We start from the raw sequence: 17,965 nt of genomic DNA, 5'->3' as shown, positions 1-17,965 counted from the left end.
TGGGAACTTGAGAGCGGCCACAACGGCGGTGATGCCTTCTCGTTCGTCCAGGCGACGATCACCGAGAGCAGCGACGGCTACGCCCCGGCGGAGACGGTCACATTCCTCATCCAGCCTGGCTACGAACCCCATCGGACGCTGGCGGAACGCGCAGTCGGGCAGCTCTGTGCCATCGCGTGGGAGATCAAGAACCGTGGCCTCACCTCGGCGGCCGCCTCGGAGCTCTTCTTCGGGAAAAAGCTGTGAGACGCGTGCGGTGGCGAACCGCAACGGTGTGCGGTCGACTCCAGGTTCGGCGATCGGTGCTTGAATGACCACCATGAGCATGAATGCGGCGGATTGACCCGGTGACGACGCGTGTCCCGATGGCGATCGCGGTCGTTCTGCTGGCAACCGCCTGCAGCGCTCCGGCGCCGACCGCCACCACAGCTACCGACCCGGAAAACGCGACCACGTCGCAGTCGGCTCCGCAGGTGGCCACACTGGGCTCGACGCTGACTATCACCGCGGCCGGTGGCACAGCGGCCTACACGGTGGCCAACCTCAGCCCCGTTCCCGTTGACGCGCAGATCATTCCGGCCACCGGGACCATGTACGCCGTCGATGTCACCATCGACGCTCAAATCGGCACAACGGTGTACAACGGTTTCTACTTCGTCGCCGCCGGACCAGACGGATCAAACCTTGCCCCCGCGGTCGGTGCGGTGAAGCCGGGCATCACCTCCGGCCAACTCGACCCAGGCCAGAGCATCGCGGGCCATGTCGCATTCGATGTTCCGTTGGGTCAGACGATCACCCAGGTGGCGCTGCGGGATCCGAAGGGTAAGACGCTTGCGGTGTGGGGACCCGCCCCTAGCGGGTGACGAATGCGACGACGGCTTCGCTGAACGCGTCGTTATCGTCACCGGCCGCGGTGTGCCCGGCGTCGGAGAGTTCGACGAATTCGGCGGTGGGAACCTTCGACAGAAAGCCTTCCACGCCTTGCGGACTCACCACATCGGATAGCTTGCCGCGGATCAACAGGATCGGGATCTCCAAGTCGACGGCGGCCTGCTCGAGCTTCTCGACTTCCACGAACGGATTGCTGTCGCTGACGCTGGTGACGAATGCCGGGTCCCAGTGCCAGTGCCAGCGGCCGTTGCGATGACGCAGATTCTTCTTGAGTCCGTCGAGATTGCGCGGCCGCTTGCGGTGCGGAAGGTAATCGGCGATCGCATCAGCAGCCTGCTCGAGGTTCTCGAAGCCGTGGACATGACGAGTCATGAAGTCGCGAATGCGATGGGTGCCTTCGGACTCGAAGCGCGGCACTACGTCGACCAACACCAGCTTGGTCACCGCCTGCGGTCCGGCTCGGTGCGCGGCCACGATTCCGGTCAGGCCGCCCATGCTCGCGCCGATGAGCACCACTGGCCGGCCGATCTGTTCGAGCACCGCCGCCACATCGCGGGCCAGCGTGTCGACGGTGTAGTCCCCGATCGGGGAGCGGGCGCTGTCACCGTGGCCCCGGGCATCGAGGGCGATCACATGAAAGCCGTGCTCGGCGAGCACCGCGCCGGTGTTCTTCCAGGAGAACCGGTTCTGGCCGCCGCCGTGCAGCATCAGAATGGTCGGCCGGCCCGGATCTGTGACCCCCCGATTCCATTCGTCGCCGACCAGGATCAACGAACCCTCCCCGAGGAACTCGACGGTAGCCGGTATCGCGGTCACAAAGCTCCTCTCACAGCCTGGGTGCTCTGCACGTTACCTGGATGACCGGGCGGTAGCCTCGACCCGGTGAGTGACGAGCCGGTAGCCCCGCGGCCTAAGAGCCGCCGCCTTGCCCTCGCCGCGCTCGCGACACTCGTCCTGATCACCGGCTGGCTCGGATACCGCGATTATCAGGTCCGTCAGGGTGAGCAGCGCCGCCAGGCGATGGTGCAGGCGGCACGCCAGGGAGCGATCAGCCTCACCACCATCGATCACGAGCACGTCGATTCCGACGTGCAACGCATCCTGGATGCCTCGACGGGCAGCTTCCATGACGACTTCGAACAGCGCGCCAAGCCCTTCGCCGACGCTGCCCGCAAAGCACAGTCCAAATCGGTGGGCACCGTCAACGAAGCGGGCATCGAATCCGCCGGGGGCGACGAGGGTCAGGTTCTGCTGACCATGACGGTCATGACATCCAATCGCGGTGTGCCCGAGCGGCAGCCGAAGGCGTGGCGGCTTCGGGTGTCGGTCACCGGTGTCGATGACGGATACAAGGTCTCGCGCGTGGAGTTCGTGCCGTGACCGCAAAACTTCCCCGGTGGTTGACTCGGGACCGGTTGCGCGAGTTCGCCCTGCCCGCATTGGCGCTTCTCCTGGTGATCAGCGCCATCTGGCTGTCCTGGGACACCTCATCGCGGCGCGACGCCGAACGTTCCGGTACCGATGCGGCCCACGCCGCTCGGGATTCGATCGTCGCGATTCTGAGCTACCAGCCCGATACCGCCGAGGCGACTCTCGATGATGCGCGCAAAGGGCTCACCGGACCTTTCCTCGACGCCTATACGCAGTTGATCCAGACCGTCGTGGTGCCCAGCGCCAAACAGGACCGTATTTCCGCCGTGGCGAAGGTCCCTGCCGTGTCGGTGGTGTCGGCGGATTCCGACCATGCCGTTGTGCTGGCATTCGTCGACCAGACCCTCACCGAGGGCACAAAACCTCCCAACCTGACCGCCTCCAGCGTGCGGGTGAGTATGGAGAAGGTGGACGGCCACTGGCTGATCGCCGCGTTCGAACCGGTCTAGGAGGCGATGATGGAAGAACCGCGTTGGCTGGAAGTCGAGACGCCGGCGGTGCGCCTGACGGCGCTCACCTGGGGCGCCGACGACGGCCCGATCGCGTTGTGTCTGCACGGTTTTCCCGACACGCCCCATGGTTTTCGCAAGCTCGCACCCCATCTGGTGAACGCCGGCTATCGGGTGGTGGCGCCGTTCATGCGCGGCTACCTGCCCTCGGGGCTCCCGTCCGATGGCGCCTACCACCTGGGGGCGATCATGGACGATGCGATGCGGGTGCGTGCGGCGGTGAATCCGACCTCCGATGACGTGGTGATAGGACACGACTGGGGCGCGTTGGCTGCCAATGGCCTCGCGGCCATGCCGGACAGCCCCTTCCGCAAAGCGGTGATCATGTCGGTGCCGCCGACGCCGACGCTGCAGCATTCGTTCCGGCGCTGGTTGCCGCTGCTGCCCGGTCAGCTTCGGCGCAGCTGGTACATGTTCTACTTCCAGCTGCCGTTCGCGCCGGAACGGTCCGGATCTTGGATTGTGCCGCGGTTGTGGCGGCGGTGGTCTCCCGGCCTGGAAGCCGGCGAGGATATCGGCCACGTGATGGCCTCGATCGGAGCGCCGGAGAACTGGCGCGCTGCCCTCGGCCTGTATCGGGCAACCCTCCGCTTCTACCGGCCGCCGGCCCGCTACGCCGAACTGCACCGCTGGTGGACCGAGGCGCCGCAGTTGCCCACCCTGTACCTGCACGGCGCTGACGACGGTTGTATGACAGCGGCTTTCACCCCGCTGGTCCGTCCGGTGCTGCCTGCGGGCAGCGACGTCGCCGTCCTCGAGCGGGCCGGACACTTCCTGCAGCTCGACCAGCCCGACGAGGTCGGCCGGCGGATCATCGAGTTCCTGAGCTGACGTATGCGAGCAATGGCGCCCGCCGATGCGCAGCTGCTATGGCTGTCGGCGACGATGCCCAATGACCAGTTCCTGCTGTACGCCTTCGAGGGGGAGCTGAAGGCCCACGGGATTGCACAGTCGCTCGACGAGGTCCGCCGCCGCGCGCTTGCCTGCGACGAGCTCAAACTGCGGGTGCGCGACGACCTCCACTGGCGCTATCCCCGCTGGGTGCCCGGCGGTATCTCACCCGATCAGTTCGTGGTGCACGAGGCCCGCGGTTGGCAGGACTGTCTGGATTCGCTGTCCGGACTGGATCAGCTTGATACACAACAGATGTGCTGGCGGTTTCATGTCTTTCCGCCGAATGTCGTCGTTGTGCAGATTTCCCATGCGCTCGGGGATGGCACCCGCTCGGCGGCCCTCGCCGCGGCACTTCTCGGTAGGCCGGGGCCCGTGCCGGCAGTCCCGCGGTCGGGGAGTGGATCGCTGCTGTGGCGGGCAGCGATTGCGGCACGCACACACCGGCAACTGGTCGCCGACACCCAGGCCGGTCTGGTTGCTCCGCCGGCAGGCACCCGGCCACCGCTTAGCGTCAATGCCCGACCGCAGTCCACCCCGGCACTGCGGACGCTGGTGGTCGAGCGAAGTCGGCTGCGGCATCCCACCGTGACCGTCGCCGCTCTGGTGGCGATCTCCGAAGCCCTCGGCGGCTACCTCGCCGAGTCCGGCGAGGACTCCGGGCGGCTGGGAGCGGAGATCCCCATGGCCCTGCCGATCTCAGGCGCCAACAACAACTTCCACAACGTCGGTATCGGTCTGCATCCGGAGTCGACCCGGGAGGATCGGGCCGGGCGTATCGCGGAGGAACTGGCCGCTCGCCACCGCCGCGGTGCGCATCCGGCGATGCGCGCATCGCGGGCCGCATTCGCCGCGGTGCCGGCCCCCCTGCTGCGCTGGGGAGTCCGGCAATTCGACCCGGTTCGACGCGCATCCGAGGTCACCGGCAACACGGTGGTCTCCAGCGTCAACCGCGGAGCTGCCGATCTGTCCTTCGGCGGCTGTGCGGTTCGGCTCACTGCCGGGTATCCGGCGCTATCGCCGATGATGAGCCTGACCCACGGGGTGCACGGCATCGGGAACACCGTGGCGCTGAGCGTGCATGCGGACTCCGCCAATATCGACGTCGGCAGATATCTGGACCGACTTACGCATGCTCTAGATTCCCAAGGGTGAACGCTTATGACCTCGGACTGCTGATCCTCCGGTTGACCCTCGGGATCACCATGGCCGCGCACGGCTACAACAAGTTCTTCGGCGGCGGTGGCCTGGCGGGCACCGCGGGCTGGTTCGACAGCATTGGGATGAAGCCGGGTAGGTTCCACGCCCGACTGGCAGCCACCACCGAGATGGCCGCTGGTCTGGGCCTGGCGGTGGGGCTGCTGACCCCGGTCTGTGCCGCGGGTTTCGTGGCACTGATGCTGGTGGCGGCCTGGACAGTGCATCGCAGGAACGGCTTCTTCATCGTCAAAGAAGGCTGGGAGTACAACCTGGTGCTGGCCGGTGCGGCGGTGGCACTGGCCGCACTTGGCGCCGGCCGCTACAGCTTGGACCATCTGCTATTCGCCGGCAGCGACAGCTACCACCTGCTGCACGGCTGGCGCGGTCTGGCGATCGCCCTGGGCCTGGGTCTGGCCGGCGGTATCGGGCAGTTGGCGATCTTCTACCGTCCGCCCGCCAAGATCGGCTAAACATAGGAATGGGATTTCTCTCGCAGGACGTACCCGTCATCGATTTCGACGAGTGGAGCAAGGGGACCCGCGCCGAGAAGATCCGGCCGATGGCCCGGCACTGGGCAGAGGTCGGGTTCGGCGCCCCGATCGCCCTGCACCTGTTCTACGTGGTCAAGATTCTGCTCTACATCCTGTTCGCCGCGCTGTTCGCGTTGGCCACAAAGGGAATCGATGGCTGGAGCACGATCGGGTCGTGGTGGACCGAGCCGATCGTCTTCCAGAAGGTCGTCCTCTTCACGATGTTGTTTGAGGTCGTCGGACTCGGCTGCGGTTTCGGGCCGCTGAACAACAGGTTCTACCCGCCGATGGGCTCGGCGCTGTACTGGTTGCGCACCAACACCATTCGGCTGCCACCATGGCCGAGTCGGGTACCGCTGACCCGCGGTGACAATCGCGAGCCGGTCGACGTCCTGCTCTACGGCGCCCTGCTGGTGGTGCTGGTGATCGCGCTGGTTTCTGACGGCACCGGCCCGATACCGGCGCTGGGGACCGAGATCGGACTACTGCCGGCCTGGCAGTCCTGCGCTGTTTTGGCGCTGCTGGCGGTCGCGGGACTGCGCGACAAGGTCATCTTCCTGGCCGCCCGCGGCGAGGTGTATGCCCCGTTCGTCGCCGCATTCCTCTTCGGCGGGATCAATGTGATCATCGCCGCGAAGCTGGTCTGCATCGTGATCTGGCTGGGAGCCGGAACTTCCAAGCTGACCCGGCACTTCCCATTCGTGGTGTCCACGATGATGTCCAACAGCCCGGTGATGAGGCCGCGCGCACTGAAGCGAAAGTTCTTCCATCACTTCCCCGACGATCTGCGGCCCGGGTGGCCGGCGCGGCTGGTCGCGCACCTGAGCACCGCGATCGAAATGCTGGTGCCGCTGGTCCTGTTGTTCTCGCACGGCGGCTGGCCGACCGCGATCGCGGCCTTCGTGATGATCACCTTCCACTTCGGCATCCTGTCGGCGATCCCGATGGGTGTGCCGCTGGAGTGGAACGTCTTCATGATCTTCTGTGTGCTGTCGCTCTTCGTCGGCCACGCCGATGTCCGGATCACGCAGATGACCAACCCGCTACCGGTGCTGCTCTTCGCGGCCCTGGTGACGATGGTCATCGCCGGAAACCTGATGCCCCGCAAGATCTCGTTCCTGCCGGGTATGCGGTACTACGCGGGCAACTGGGACACCACGCTGTGGTGCGTCACGCCGTCCGCCGAGGAGAAGATGGCGCGCGGCATCGTGGCGATCGCCAATATGCCGGCCGCGCAACTGGAGAAGTTCTACGGCAGCAAAGAGGCGGCCCAGATCCCGCTCTACATGGGATACGCCTTCCGCAGTTTCAATACCCACGGCAGGGCGTTGTTCACCCTGGCCCACCGCGCGATGGCGGGCCGCAACGAGGACGACTACTCGGTCACCGACGGCGAGCGGATCTGCAGCATGGCTATCGGCTGGAACTTCGGTGATGGTCATATGCACAACGAGCAGCTCATCGCGGCCCTGCAGCGCCGCTGCCATTTCGAGCCGGGAGAAGTCCGGGTGGTGCTGCTCGATGCCCAGCCCATCCACCGACAGACCCAGCAGTATCGCCTGGTCGACGCCGCTACCGGGCAGTTCGAGAGTGGCTACGTCAGCGTCGCCGACATGGCCACCTGCCAGCCCTGGGAGGACAATCTGCCGGTTCACGTGGACAGACTTTGACCAAACGGTTGGTTGGTTGTCAGAATCGGTGCTGAACCCACCTGAAGAACTAAGGAGAAGTTGATGGCGGAAGCGGTAATTGTCGAGGCTGTCCGGGCACCGGTCGGCAAGCGCAACGGCGGCCTGTCGGGCGTGCACCCGGCGGAATTGTCGGCGCAGGTCCTCAACGGACTGGCCCAGCGCGCCGGAATCGACCCCGAGATCGTCGACGATGTCATCTGGGGCTGCGTTATGCAGGCTGGTGAGCAGGCGCTCGATATCGCCCGCACCGCGGTGCTGACGGCCGGTTGGCCGGAGACCATCCCCGGTGTGACGGTGGATCGCCAGTGCGGCTCGAGCCAGCAGTCAGTGCACTTCGCCGCGGCCGGTGTGGTGGCCGGCCACTACGACGCTGTTATCGCCGGCGGTGTGGAATCGATGTCGCGGACCCCGATGGGAGCCTCGCTGGCCAACGGCGGGAACCCGTACTCGGAGAACTTCAAGGCCCGTTACACCCGCACCCCCAACCAGGGCATCGGCGCGGAGATGATGGCCGAGAAGTGGGGCCTGACCCGCACCATGCTCGACCAGTTCTCGCTGGATTCGCATGAGAAGGCCGGTAAGGCACAGGCTTCCGGCGCCTTCGACGACCAGATCGTCGGAATCAAGGATCCCGACGGCAACATCGTGCTCAAAGATGAGGGCATCCGCCTGGGTACCACCCTGGAGAAGATGGCCGCACTCAAGACGGTGTTCAAGGAGGACGGCGTGATCCACGCCGGTAACTCCTCGCAGATCTCCGATGGCTCGGGCGCGTTGCTGTTCATGTCCGCAGAGAAGGCGAAGTCGTTGGGCCTCAAGCCGATTGCCCGGGTGCATACCGCGGTGCTGGCCGGCGCTGATCCGGTGATGATGCTGTCCGCGCCGATCCCGGCCACTCAGAAGGCGCTCAAGCGTTCCGGTCTGAGTGTGTCCGACATCGGCGTGTTCGAGGTCAACGAGGCGTTCGCTCCGGTTCCGATGGCCTGGCTCAAAGAGATCGGCGCCGATGAGTCCAAGCTCAACCCCAACGGTGGGGCGATCGCGCTGGGCCATCCTCTCGGCGGTTCGGGCGCGCGCATCATGACCACGATGCTCTATCACATGCGGGACAACAACATTCGCTACGGTCTGCAGACCATGTGCGAGGGTGGCGGTCAGGCAAACGCAACGATTCTCGAACTGCTGTAGGCATGACAGACGACGTGACCCCCGGCGCTCTCACCGAGCGTCGGGGTAACACCCTGATCATCACCATTAACCGGCCGGAGGCGCGCAACGCGGTAAACGCTGCGGTGAGCATCGGTGTCGGTGATGCGCTGCAGCAGGCGCAGGATGACCCGCAGATCTGGGCCGTGATCATCACCGGTGCGGGCGACAAGTCGTTCTGCGCCGGCGCTGACCTCAAGGCGATCTCCCAGGGGCAGAACATCTTCCACCCGGATCATCCGGAGTGGGGTTTCGCCGGTTATGTCCAGCACTTCATCGACAAGCCGATCATCGCTGCCGTCAACGGCACCGCACTCGGTGGTGGTAGCGAGATCGCTCTGGCCAGCGACCTCGTCATCGCGCAGGCCAGTGCCAAGTTCGGCCTGCCCGAGGTCAAGCGCGGGCTGGTGGCCGCGGCCGGCGGAATGTTCCGCATCGTCGACCAGCTTCCCCGCAAGGTCGCCATGAAACTGTTGCTCACCGGCGAGCCGATCAGCGCCGACGAGGCACTGCGCTGGGGACTGATCAATGAGGTCGTCGCGGACACAAGCTCAGTGCTCGACGCCGCGGTGGCGCTGGCCGAGCGGATCACCGTCAACGCACCGCTGGCGGTTCAGGCCAGCAAGCGGGTGGCGGCCGGAGCCGACGAGGGTGCCATCACTGCAGAGACGGACGCCTGGAAGCGGTCAAACCGGGAGATGCGCACGGTGTTCACCTCCGAGGACGCCATGGAAGGCCCGCTGGCGTTCGCTCAGAAGCGGCCCGCGGTCTGGAAGGCGCGCTAGGCAACCAGTCCGAGCGTGCGCAAAAAGAACGCGCGAGCGGCGTGTCGATGTACCGACACGCACGCTCGCGCGTTGTGACGTGGTGTCAGGCGGCGGCCTTCGGCGTCGTCGGCGTCGTCGCCGCCGGTGCGGGAGCCTCGGTCGCCGACGGAGCAGCTGTCGTCGCCGGGGGAGCCTCGGTGGCCGACGGAGCCGCCGAGGACGTCGCCGATGCCGATTCGGTGGCACCGGTTGTTTCGGTCGTCGAGGTAGCCGACGTGGACGCAGTCGACGTCGAGGCGGCCGTCGAGCCGCCCGGCGTCGGCGGGGTCAGCACGGTGTCAATCATGTAGATGTAGGCACCGTGGGCGGTGTAGGCGCACACGATCCTGTTGTCGTTGACCTTGACGTCGCCGCCCTTGCCGCTTACCACCACCTGGCGGCCGTCCTGGGTGGGCATCTTGCCCTGCACGTCGTTGGGGGTGAGGTAGCCCAGCACCATGTGGTAGAAGAGCACCGGCAGTAGCACCCGCGGGTCGCTCTTCAGCGTCTCCAGGGTGGCCGGATCGAGTTTGGCGAACGCATCGTTGGTGGGCGCGAAGACCACATAGGGGCCGCCGTCGAGCACGCTGACGATGTTGATCTCGGGGTTGAGCTTGCCCGAGATTGCGGCGCTGAATGTGCTCAGATCCGGGTTGGAGGCGATTGCCTGGGAGGCGGTCTGCAGCGCCATCGAGGCGATCGAGGCCGGTCCGGCGGGGTTCTTGCTGCGGTAGGCGTCGCACCCCGGACCCTGCGGGTCGGGCACCTTGGTGGAGGTCGGGACTGGTCCGGCCGGCGCCACCGGGGACGGCGACGGGGTGGGATCTGCGTAGGCCTGGATTGCGGTCGGGATGGCTACGGCGACGGCTACAGCGGCCGCCAGGACGCCCAGGCTCTTGGTACGAGTGCTCACGAGAAATTGATCGTAGTCGTGGGCTGTTCTGTTACCCAAAACCACGACTTCGTACCATTGCCCACATGCAGGAACCGCTGATCATCTCGCTGGGTGGCCATACGCCTGACCTGCACCCCGAATCCTGGGTGGCGCCCAACGCCACGGTGATCGGTCGAGTCAGCCTGGGACGGCGGGCCAGTGTCTGGTACTCGGTGACACTGCGGGCAGAGGCGGAACAGATCGAGATAGGGGACGGAGCCAACATCCAGGACGGTTGCACGGTGCACGTCGACCCTGGTTTCCCGGTCCGGGTCGGCGCCGGGGTCACCGTCGGGCACAACGCGGTTCTGCACGGTTGCACCATCGAGGACGGTGCGCTGATCGGGATGGGGGCGATCGTGCTCAACGGAGCGGTCATCGGAGCCGGCACCCTGGTGGCGGCGGGTGCGGTTGTTCCGCAGGGCATGGCGGTGCCGCCGCGGTCACTGGTCGCCGGGGTCCCGGCCAAGGTGCGTCGCGAACTCACCGATGCCGAGGTGTTGCAGAACCGGCACAACGGTGCGGTCTATGAGCATTTGGCGGATATGCACAGGGACGTCTGTCCATGACGATTCTCAGCCGGATCCGCAGGGCGGCCACCAATGTCGCTGTGCCGTACCAGGAGTGGCCGTCGATCGTGCGACGGCGCCGGCTGATGGTCTGCGTGGTTCTGGTGGCCGGTGCAGTACTGCTCGGATTCTCGCTACGCAGCACGCCCGGCGATGATGCGTTCTATTTTCTGACGGTTGCGCTGGCGGCGACCTGGACGGCCGGGGCATTCCTGTCCGGACCGCTGCACCTGGGCGGTATCAGCTGGCGTGGCCGCAATCAGCGGCCGGTGATCACCGGGACGGCGGTCGGACTTGTGCTCGGCGCGGCGTTCCTGGCCGGTGGCCTGGTCGCCCGCGAGATCCCGTCGGTCGCCGAGCGGATTACCCGGGTTCTGCAGTTCACCGACTTCGGCCCGCTGTGGATCATCGTGCTCATCACGCTCATCAACGGCGTGGCCGAGGAATTGTTCTTTCGCGGGGCGCTCTACACCGCACTGGGAAACTTTCATCCCGTGGCGATCTCCACGCTGCTCTACATGATCACCACCGCGGCCAGCGGCAACCCGATGTTGGGTTTCGCCGCCCTGATCCTCGGCACGGTGTGCGCGCTGGAACGCCGTGCGACCGGCGGGGTATTGGCGCCGGTGCTGACCCATCTGGTCTGGGGACTGATCATGGTGCTGGCGCTGCCGCCGATCTTCGGGCTCTAGTCGAGTCGACGATGCCGCCGCGGTTTGCGGCGGAGGAGGAGCGAGACGGTCGGGCTCTGACCGGCCCTACTCGTCGGTGAAAGCCGCCGCCCGTCGCTCCTGGAAGGCCCGCGTTCCCTCGGCGAAGTCACTGGTGTGCAGCAGCGTCAGCTGACCCGAGGTCTCCCGCCCGATCGCGTCGTCGAGCTCGGTGAGCGTCGCCGCGTTGATGGCGTGCTTGGTGTTTCTCAGTGCGATCGCCGGACCCGACGCCAGCTTCTCGATCACCGACGCCGCGGCCGACTCCAGATCGTCGGCCGGGTGCACCGATGACACCAGGCCGTGGGTGAAGGCCTCACGCGCCGGCAGCCGCTCGGCCAGCAGAGCCATCGTCATCGCCCGCGCCCGGCCGATCGAAGCGGCTACCAGAGCGGTGGCCCCACCGTCGGGCATCAGCCCGATCTTGGTGAAGGCAAGCAGGAAAAACGCTGTCTCCGAGGCCAATACGACATCGCACGCCAATGCCAGCGACACCCCGACGCCTGCCGCGGGGCCGTGGACGACGGCCACCACGGGCTTGGGCAGATCGACGATTGCGCGAATCACGCGGTTGGCCGCAGCCAGCAGGGGGTCGACACCGCTGGCCAACGACGCGCGAGCCTCCTGCTGATCCTCGGCGCTGATGCCCGCGCCCGCGCAGAAGCCGCGGCCGGCGCCGCCGAGACGCACCACCTTGACCGCCGAATCACCGGCGGCTTGGTCAAGAACGTCGGCGAGTGTTTCCAGCATCGCCGTTGTCAGGGAGTTCAGGCTGTCCGGCCGGTTGAACGTCACCGAAAGAACTTGGGAGTCGAGGGAGACGGTCAGGTGGTCGATGCCGGTGTAAGTAGTCACGGTAGGACACGGTACAAAGAAGAAATTGCACCGGAGAAGGTGCGTCTCGAGAAAGGCACAAGTCCATGGCTGGACCACTGCAGGGCCTGCGGGTCGTCGAACTGGCCGGAATCGGCCCGGGCCCGCATGCCGCGATGATCCTCGGCGACCTCGGCGCCGACGTGGTTCGGGTCGAGCGGCCAGGCACGGCGCCGGGGCTTCCGACGCGGATGGCCGAGGACTTCCTGTTGCGTAACCGCCGGTCGGTGGCTGCCAATCTCAAGGAGCCCGAAGGTCGCGAGATGGTCATGGCGTTGATCGCCAAGGCCGATGTCCTCATCGAGGGATACCGTCCGGGGGTCACCGAGCGTCTCGGTCTTGGCCCGGATGACTGCGCCAAGGTCAACGAGAAACTGATCTACGCCCGGATGACCGGCTGGGGCCAGACCGGCCCGCGCAGTCAGCAGTCCGGCCACGATATGAACTACATCTCGCTCAACGGCGTACTGCATGCGATCGGCCGGGCCAATGAGGCTCCCGTTCCGCCGCTGAACCTGGTCGGCGACTTCGGCGGCGGTTCGATGTTCCTGCTCGTCGGAATCCTGTCCGCGCTCTACGAGCGCAGCCACTCCGGCAAGGGTCAGGTCATCGATGCCGCCATGGTCGACGGCTCGGCCGTGCTGGCGCAGATGATGTTCGCCTTCCGGCACACCGGGATGTGGAGCGACGTGCGTGGCACCAACATGCTCGACACCGGTGCGCCTTACTACGACGTGTACGAGTGCGCCGACGGTCGCCATGTCGCCGTGGGTTCCATCGAGCCGCAGTTCTTCGCCGAGATGCTGGCGAAACTCGAACTCGACCCGGCTGCGCTGCCGGGTCAGAACGAGTTCGCGCGCTGGCCGGAACTCAAGGCGATCCTGACCGAGACCTTCCGCAAACACGATCGCGACCACTGGGCGACTGTTTTCGCCGGGAGCGACGCCTGCGTCACGCCGATCCTGTCCTTCGCAGAGATCGAGACCGAACCGCACAACACCGAACGCGGCAGCTTTTACAAAGAAGGCGACTCGATCTTCCCGATGCCGGCCCCGCGGTTCTCCCGCACCGAGCCCGGTAAGCCCACCCCGCCGCGAGTTCCGGGGTCCGACACCGAGGCTGTCCTGCGCGACTGGGTCTGATCCGGGCTTCGCAGGGCCGGGGGCTTGAGGGCGCTGCCGGGCGCCTCGGTATATTCCCAACCAACCAGTAGGTTGAGCTGTCCGACAGTGAAAGGAACACGTTCCGTGGAGATCAAAGACGCAGTCGCCGTCATCACAGGTGGGGCATCCGGACTGGGCCTGGCCACCGCCAAAGCGCTGCTCGCCGAGGGTGGGCAGGTGGTCCTCCTCGATCTGCCGACCTCTGACGGTGAGGGCGTCGCCACCCAACTCGGTGATCGCGCGCGGTTCGCACCGGGCGACGTCACCGACGAGGAGTCCGTCGCCAAGGCGCTCGACATCGCCGAATCCATGGGCGCACTGCGCATCGTGGTCAACTGCGCCGGCACCGGAGACGCCATCCGCGTCCTGGGCAAGGGCGGGGTCTACCCGCTGAACAAATTCGCGCGCATCGTCAACATCAATCTGGTCGGCACCTTCAACGTGTTGCGGCTCGGGGCGGAGCGGATGGCCAAGACCGACCCGGTCGGGCCCAGTGACAGCCCCGAGCGCGGCGTCATCATCAACACCGCCTCGGTGGCGGCGTTCGACGGCCAGATCGGCCAGGCGGCCTACTCCGCCTCCAAGGGCGGCGTGGTCGGTATGACTCTGCCGATCGCCCGCGATCTGGCCGACAAGCAGATCCGCGTGGTCACCATCGCCCCTGGACTGTTCGACACCCCGCTGCTGGCGGGTCTGCCCGAGCCGGCCAAAGCCTCCCTCGGAGCGCAGGTGCCGCACCCCTCGCGGCTGGGCAAGCCGAGTGAATACGGCGCGCTGGCGGTGCATATCGTGGAGAATCCGATGCTCAACGGTGAGGTGATCCGTCTCGACGGCGCCATCCGCATGGCCCCCCGCTAAGCACGGCCCTCAGGAGGAAAGTACATATGGCTTTGAAGACGAAGTTCACCGAGACCTTCGGTGTCGAGCACCCGATCGCCCAGGGCGGTATGCAGTGGGTGGGCCGTGCGGAACTCGTTGCCGCCGTTGCCAATGCGGGCGCGTTGGGCTTCCTGACCGCGCTCACCCAACCGACACCGGCCGACCTCTCACGTGAGATCGACAAGACCCGCGAGCTCACCGATAAGCCGTTCGGTGTGAATCTGACGATTCTGCCGGCGATCAATCCGCCGCCGTATGACGAGTACCGCCAGGTGATCGTCGACGCCGGCATCAAGATCGTCGAAACCGCCGGCTCCAACCCGGCGCCGCATCTGCCGATGTTCCACGACAACGGCATCAAGGTGCTGCACAAGTGCACCTCGGTCCGCCATGCGGTCAAGGCGCAGAGCCTCGGTGTCGACGGCATCAGCATTGACGGATTCGAGTGCGCGGGCCATCCGGGTGAGGACGACGTCCCGGGTCTGGTGCTGATTCCGGCCGCTGCCGAGAAGATCGAGATCCCGATGATCGCCTCCGGCGGTTTCGGTGACGCCCGGGGTCTGGTCGCTGCGCTGGCGCTGGGCGCCGACGGCGTCAATATGGGCACCCGCTTCATGTGCACGGTGGAGTCCTGTATTCACGACAACGTCAAGCAGGCGATCGTCGACGGTGACGAGCGCGGTACCGAGCTGATCTTCCGCAGCCTGCACAACACCGCCCGGGTGGCCTCCAACGCGGTGTCGCGCGAAGTGGTGGAGATCCTCAAGGGCGGCGGCCAGTTCGGCGACGTCCAGGAACTGGTAGCCGGATCCCGTGGCCGGCGGGTGTTCGACGACGGCGACCTCGACGCCGGTATCTGGACCGTCGGCACCGTGATGGGCCTGATCCACGACGTCCCGACCTGCGGTGAGCTGGTGAGCAGGATGGTCTCGGAGGCCGAGGAGATCATCAGCGGCCGGCTCGGGGGCATGCTGGGGGCCTGACGCCCCGGCGTCTCCCCAGGAGGCTGCGACGGCCACAAAAAAGCCCGCCCGGAAACCCGGGCGGGCTTTTTCGTACGTTAGGCGCGGTTCAACGACGCGGGGCATTACCCGACGCCGAAGGCGCGGACTCGAGCCTAAGGCTCAGGCCACGTCCTCGAACTGCTCGGTGGCGTCACCCTCAACGAGGAAGTCGCCGTGGTACAGGGCGTCGAAGTCAACCTTGATGACATCTGCGCTGGTGTCGTCAATCCACATGGGTTGACCATATTGGTAACTATTAAGGAATCATTGAGTCACGGTTGGGAAAATGGTGGCAATTTATTACCGGCGGGTAACGCGCCCCGGGTTTGGTTTGACCCACCCCGGTCGCGCCACCACACTGGGGCCTGTCGAAAGTTAGCTGTGTGAGGGAAGGACGGTGGGCTGTGCTGCGCAGATTGGCCCTACTAGCCCTTCGCTCGCCGAGGCAAATCCTGGGAATTGCGGCCCTGCTGATGGTCGCCACCGCGATTTTCGGGGTGCCGATCATCAACCACCTCTCCGCGGGCGGATTCCAGGACCCGCAGTCGCAGTCGGCCAAGGCCGCGCGGCTGCTCACCGAGAAGTTCGATCAGAGCGATCAGCAACTGCTCATCACCCTCACCGACCCGACCGGCGCCACCAGCAGTCGCGCCAGCGCCACCGGCGCCGATATCGTCGGCCGGCTGCAGGCATCCCCGCGCGTGCTCAGCGTCACCTCGCCGTGGACGTCGCCGCCCGCGGCAGCCGCTGAACTGCTCAGCCGCGACTCGACTACCGGACTCATCGTGGCCACCATGTCGGGGGGCGAGGACAACGCGCAGCGCTATGCGGCCGACCTGGTGGAGGGGATCGGCGGCGACCGGGACGGTATGACGATCCGGGCGGGCGGCACGGCGATGATCTACAAACAGATCAATCAGCAGACCACCCGTGATCTGATCCGGATGGAGTCGATCGCGATCCCGCTGAGCTTCCTGGTCCTGGTGTGGGTGTTCGGCGGTCTCCTCGCCGCATCCCTGCCACTGGTGGTCGGTCTGATGGCGATCCTGGGTGCGATGGCGGTGCTGCGATTGATCACCTCTTTCACCGAGGTGTCCATCTTCGCGCTGAACATCACCACTGCTCTGGGTATGGCTTTGGCGGTCGACTACACCCTGCTGATCCTCAACCGCTATCGCGACGAGATCGGCGACGGAGCCGATCCCGCGACGGCCCTGGTGCGCACCTTGAGCACCGCCGGCCGCACAGTCTTGTTCTCGGCGATAACCGTCGCGCTGTCGCTCTCGGCGTTGTTACTCTTCCCGATGTACTTCCTGAGGTCCTTCGCCTACTCGGGCATCGCCACCGTGGCGTTCGCCGCCGCGGCCGCCGTGATCGTCACGCCGGCGGCCATCGTCGTTCTCGGTAAGCGGCTCGACTCCTTCAACATCCGCATTCTTGCGCGTCGGGTGCTGCGCCGCCCGGACCCCGTACCCACACCGATCGAGCATCAATTCTTATACCGCTCAACGAAGTTCGTCATGCGCCGTGCGATTCCGGTGGGTCTGGTGATCATCGCACTGCTGCTCTTCCTGGGCGCGCCGTTCCTCCGGATCAAGTTCGGCAACCCCGATGACAGGGTGCTGCCGCCGAGCGCGTCATCACATCAGGTCGGCGATCGGCTCCGCAACGATTTCAGCAGCGACTTCAACAGTGGGGTGAGCATTGTCATCCCGGAGGCGGACGGGATGAGCGCCGCCGAGTTCAACCGGTACGCAGCTGACCTGTCCCGGGTTGCGGAAGTATCGCTGTTGTCGGTTCCGGACGGCACGTTCATCAATGGCAAGAACATCGGTCCGCCGTCAGCGCCGACCGGGATCGCCGACGGCAGTGCCTTCCTGTCAATCCGGAGCACCGCCCCGCTGTACTCCGAGGCATCCAAGTCTCAACTCGCCCGCCTGCACGAGGTACCGACGCCGGCCGGCCGCGAGGTTCTCTTCGGCGGTGTCTCGCAGATCACCAGCGACATCGTTGGCGCCGTCACCTCCCGGATGCCGACGGTGCTGGCGCTGATCGGGCTCATCACCCTGGTGCTGCTGTTTCTGCTCACCGGCAGTGTCGTGCTGCCACTGAAAGCCGTCGCGCTCAATGTGCTGTCACTGTCGGCGGCGTTCGGTGCTCTGGTGTGGATCTTCCAGGACGGGAACCTCGGTGCGTTCGGCACCACCTCCACCGGCACTCTGGAGGCCAACATCCCGGTGCTGATGTTCTGCATCGCGTTCGGGTTGTCGATGGATTACGAGGTATTCCTGCTGGCCCGGATCCGTGAGTACTGGCTCAACTCAGCTCAAACCCGCGCCGACAGCGATGAGAGTGTGGCGCTGGGCCTGGCCCGCACCGGACGGGTGGTGACGGCCGCGGCGCTGATCATGTCCATCGCGTTCGCGGCCCTGATCGCGGCGCAGGTTTCGTTCATGCGGATCTTCGGCGTGGGCTTGACGCTGGCGGTGTTGGTGGACGCCACCCTGGTGCGGATGGCCCTGCTGCCGGCGTTCATGCGGGTGATGGGCAAATGGAACTGGTGGGCGCCGCAGTCGCTGATCCGCCTGCACCGGCGGTTCGGTCTCAGCGAAGAGGGTTCGGCCCCGGCCGAACCGGTCGCTATGGTGAGGCCGTGACCGCCAAGACTCTCGACCACC

At 66.0% G+C, this 17,965-nt stretch carries 19 protein-coding genes; 16 read left to right on the top strand and 3 right to left on the bottom strand.

Annotated elements, in window-relative coordinates:
• Window positions 1-246, top strand: a 246-nt coding sequence (locus tag ACR2JI_RS00975; RefSeq protein ID WP_526387067.1) for a hypothetical protein, incomplete at its 5' end; no start/stop codon positions are given.
• A gap of 101 nt (window positions 247-347) precedes the next feature.
• Complete coding sequence (locus ACR2JI_RS00970) at window positions 348-863, top strand: DUF1942 domain-containing protein (RefSeq protein ID WP_526387065.1); 516 nt, start codon at window positions 348-350, stop codon at window positions 861-863.
• On the opposite strand, the gene ACR2JI_RS00965 is transcribed toward ACR2JI_RS00970, so the two are convergent.
• Window positions 853-1,707 carry an alpha/beta fold hydrolase gene (locus ACR2JI_RS00965; RefSeq protein WP_526387063.1) on the bottom strand — a complete coding sequence of 285 codons (855 nt, stop codon included), beginning with the start codon at window positions 1,705-1,707 and terminating at the stop codon, window positions 853-855. The genes ACR2JI_RS00970 and ACR2JI_RS00965 overlap by 11 nt on opposite strands.
• 66 nt (window positions 1,708-1,773) lie before the next feature.
• On the opposite strand from ACR2JI_RS00965, the gene ACR2JI_RS00960 reads away from it, so the two are divergent.
• The 8 genes from ACR2JI_RS00960 (at window position 1,774) to ACR2JI_RS00925 (ending at window position 9,134) form a co-directional block, all read left to right on the top strand.
• Window positions 1,774-2,271, top strand: a complete 498-nt coding sequence (locus tag ACR2JI_RS00960; protein WP_526387061.1) for an Rv1363c family protein — start codon at window positions 1,774-1,776, stop codon at window positions 2,269-2,271.
• A complete protein-coding gene (locus ACR2JI_RS00955) occupies window positions 2,268-2,771 on the top strand; it encodes a hypothetical protein (protein WP_526387059.1) in 504 nt (167 codons plus the stop codon). The genes ACR2JI_RS00960 and ACR2JI_RS00955 overlap by 4 nt, the downstream gene beginning before the upstream one ends.
• Before the next feature lie 9 nt (window positions 2,772-2,780).
• Window positions 2,781-3,662 (top strand): alpha/beta fold hydrolase, encoded by an 882-nt coding sequence (locus ACR2JI_RS00950; RefSeq protein ID WP_526387057.1) that lies wholly within the window; start codon window positions 2,781-2,783, stop codon window positions 3,660-3,662.
• A 12-nt stretch (window positions 3,663-3,674) separates the two neighbouring features.
• Entirely contained in the window at window positions 3,675-4,877 is a 1,203-nt protein-coding gene (locus ACR2JI_RS00945; RefSeq protein WP_526387055.1) for a DUF1298 domain-containing protein, read from the top strand.
• Entirely contained in the window at window positions 4,874-5,392 is a 519-nt protein-coding gene (locus tag ACR2JI_RS00940) for a DoxX family protein (protein ID WP_526387053.1), read from the top strand. The genes ACR2JI_RS00945 and ACR2JI_RS00940 overlap by 4 nt, the downstream gene beginning before the upstream one ends.
• Before the next feature lie 8 nt (window positions 5,393-5,400).
• The gene (locus ACR2JI_RS00935) at window positions 5,401-7,122 is read left to right on the top strand and encodes a DUF3556 domain-containing protein (RefSeq protein WP_526387051.1); all 1,722 of its coding nucleotides are present in this window, start codon (window positions 5,401-5,403) and stop codon (window positions 7,120-7,122) included.
• A gap of 63 nt (window positions 7,123-7,185) precedes the next feature.
• Window positions 7,186-8,331 carry a thiolase family protein gene (locus ACR2JI_RS00930; RefSeq protein ID WP_526387049.1) on the top strand — a complete coding sequence of 382 codons (1,146 nt, stop codon included), beginning with the start codon at window positions 7,186-7,188 and terminating at the stop codon, window positions 8,329-8,331.
• Between the two features lie 2 nt (window positions 8,332-8,333).
• Window positions 8,334-9,134 (top strand): enoyl-CoA hydratase/isomerase family protein, encoded by an 801-nt coding sequence (locus ACR2JI_RS00925; RefSeq protein ID WP_526387047.1) that lies wholly within the window; start codon window positions 8,334-8,336, stop codon window positions 9,132-9,134.
• An 85-nt stretch (window positions 9,135-9,219) separates the two neighbouring features.
• Here ACR2JI_RS00925 and ACR2JI_RS00920 read toward each other — a convergent pair whose 3' ends face one another.
• Window positions 9,220-10,068, bottom strand: a complete 849-nt coding sequence (locus ACR2JI_RS00920) for a fasciclin domain-containing protein (protein WP_526387045.1) — start codon at window positions 10,066-10,068, stop codon at window positions 9,220-9,222.
• A 65-nt stretch (window positions 10,069-10,133) separates the two neighbouring features.
• Here ACR2JI_RS00920 and ACR2JI_RS00915 point away from each other — a divergent pair, with 65 nt between their 5' ends.
• Together ACR2JI_RS00915 and ACR2JI_RS00910 are read left to right on the top strand one after the other, a co-directional pair.
• A complete protein-coding gene (locus tag ACR2JI_RS00915) occupies window positions 10,134-10,658 on the top strand; it encodes a gamma carbonic anhydrase family protein (protein WP_526387043.1) in 525 nt (174 codons plus the stop codon).
• The gene (locus tag ACR2JI_RS00910) at window positions 10,655-11,350 is read left to right on the top strand and encodes a CPBP family intramembrane glutamic endopeptidase (protein ID WP_526387041.1); all 696 of its coding nucleotides are present in this window, start codon (window positions 10,655-10,657) and stop codon (window positions 11,348-11,350) included. The genes ACR2JI_RS00915 and ACR2JI_RS00910 overlap by 4 nt, the downstream gene beginning before the upstream one ends.
• A gap of 66 nt (window positions 11,351-11,416) precedes the next feature.
• On the opposite strand, the gene ACR2JI_RS00905 is transcribed toward ACR2JI_RS00910, so the two are convergent.
• Entirely contained in the window at window positions 11,417-12,223 is an 807-nt protein-coding gene (locus ACR2JI_RS00905) for an enoyl-CoA hydratase/isomerase family protein (protein ID WP_526387039.1), read from the bottom strand.
• 65 nt (window positions 12,224-12,288) lie between these two features.
• On the opposite strand from ACR2JI_RS00905, the gene ACR2JI_RS00900 reads away from it, so the two are divergent.
• From ACR2JI_RS00900 to ACR2JI_RS00885, 4 genes are all read left to right on the top strand, one after another.
• Window positions 12,289-13,383, top strand: coding sequence for a CaiB/BaiF CoA transferase family protein (locus tag ACR2JI_RS00900; protein WP_526387037.1), 1,095 nt, complete (start codon window positions 12,289-12,291; stop codon window positions 13,381-13,383).
• A 105-nt stretch (window positions 13,384-13,488) separates the two neighbouring features.
• The gene (locus tag ACR2JI_RS00895) at window positions 13,489-14,262 is read left to right on the top strand and encodes a 3-hydroxyacyl-CoA dehydrogenase (protein ID WP_526387035.1); all 774 of its coding nucleotides are present in this window, start codon (window positions 13,489-13,491) and stop codon (window positions 14,260-14,262) included.
• 26 nt (window positions 14,263-14,288) lie between these two features.
• Complete coding sequence (locus ACR2JI_RS00890; RefSeq protein ID WP_526387033.1) at window positions 14,289-15,266, top strand: NAD(P)H-dependent flavin oxidoreductase; 978 nt, start codon at window positions 14,289-14,291, stop codon at window positions 15,264-15,266.
• Between the two features lie 425 nt (window positions 15,267-15,691).
• Window positions 15,692-17,944 carry an MMPL family transporter gene (locus ACR2JI_RS00885; protein ID WP_526387079.1) on the top strand — a complete coding sequence of 751 codons (2,253 nt, stop codon included), beginning with the start codon at window positions 15,692-15,694 and terminating at the stop codon, window positions 17,942-17,944.
• Window positions 17,945-17,965 lie beyond the last annotated feature (21 nt).

It is taken from the genome of Mycobacterium sp., from assembly GCF_051006775.1.
GTDB lineage: Bacteria > Actinomycetota > Actinomycetes > Mycobacteriales > Mycobacteriaceae > Mycobacterium.
The sequence above is the reverse complement of the archived record's forward strand: the minus strand, read 5'-3'. Positions and strand labels throughout refer to the sequence as shown.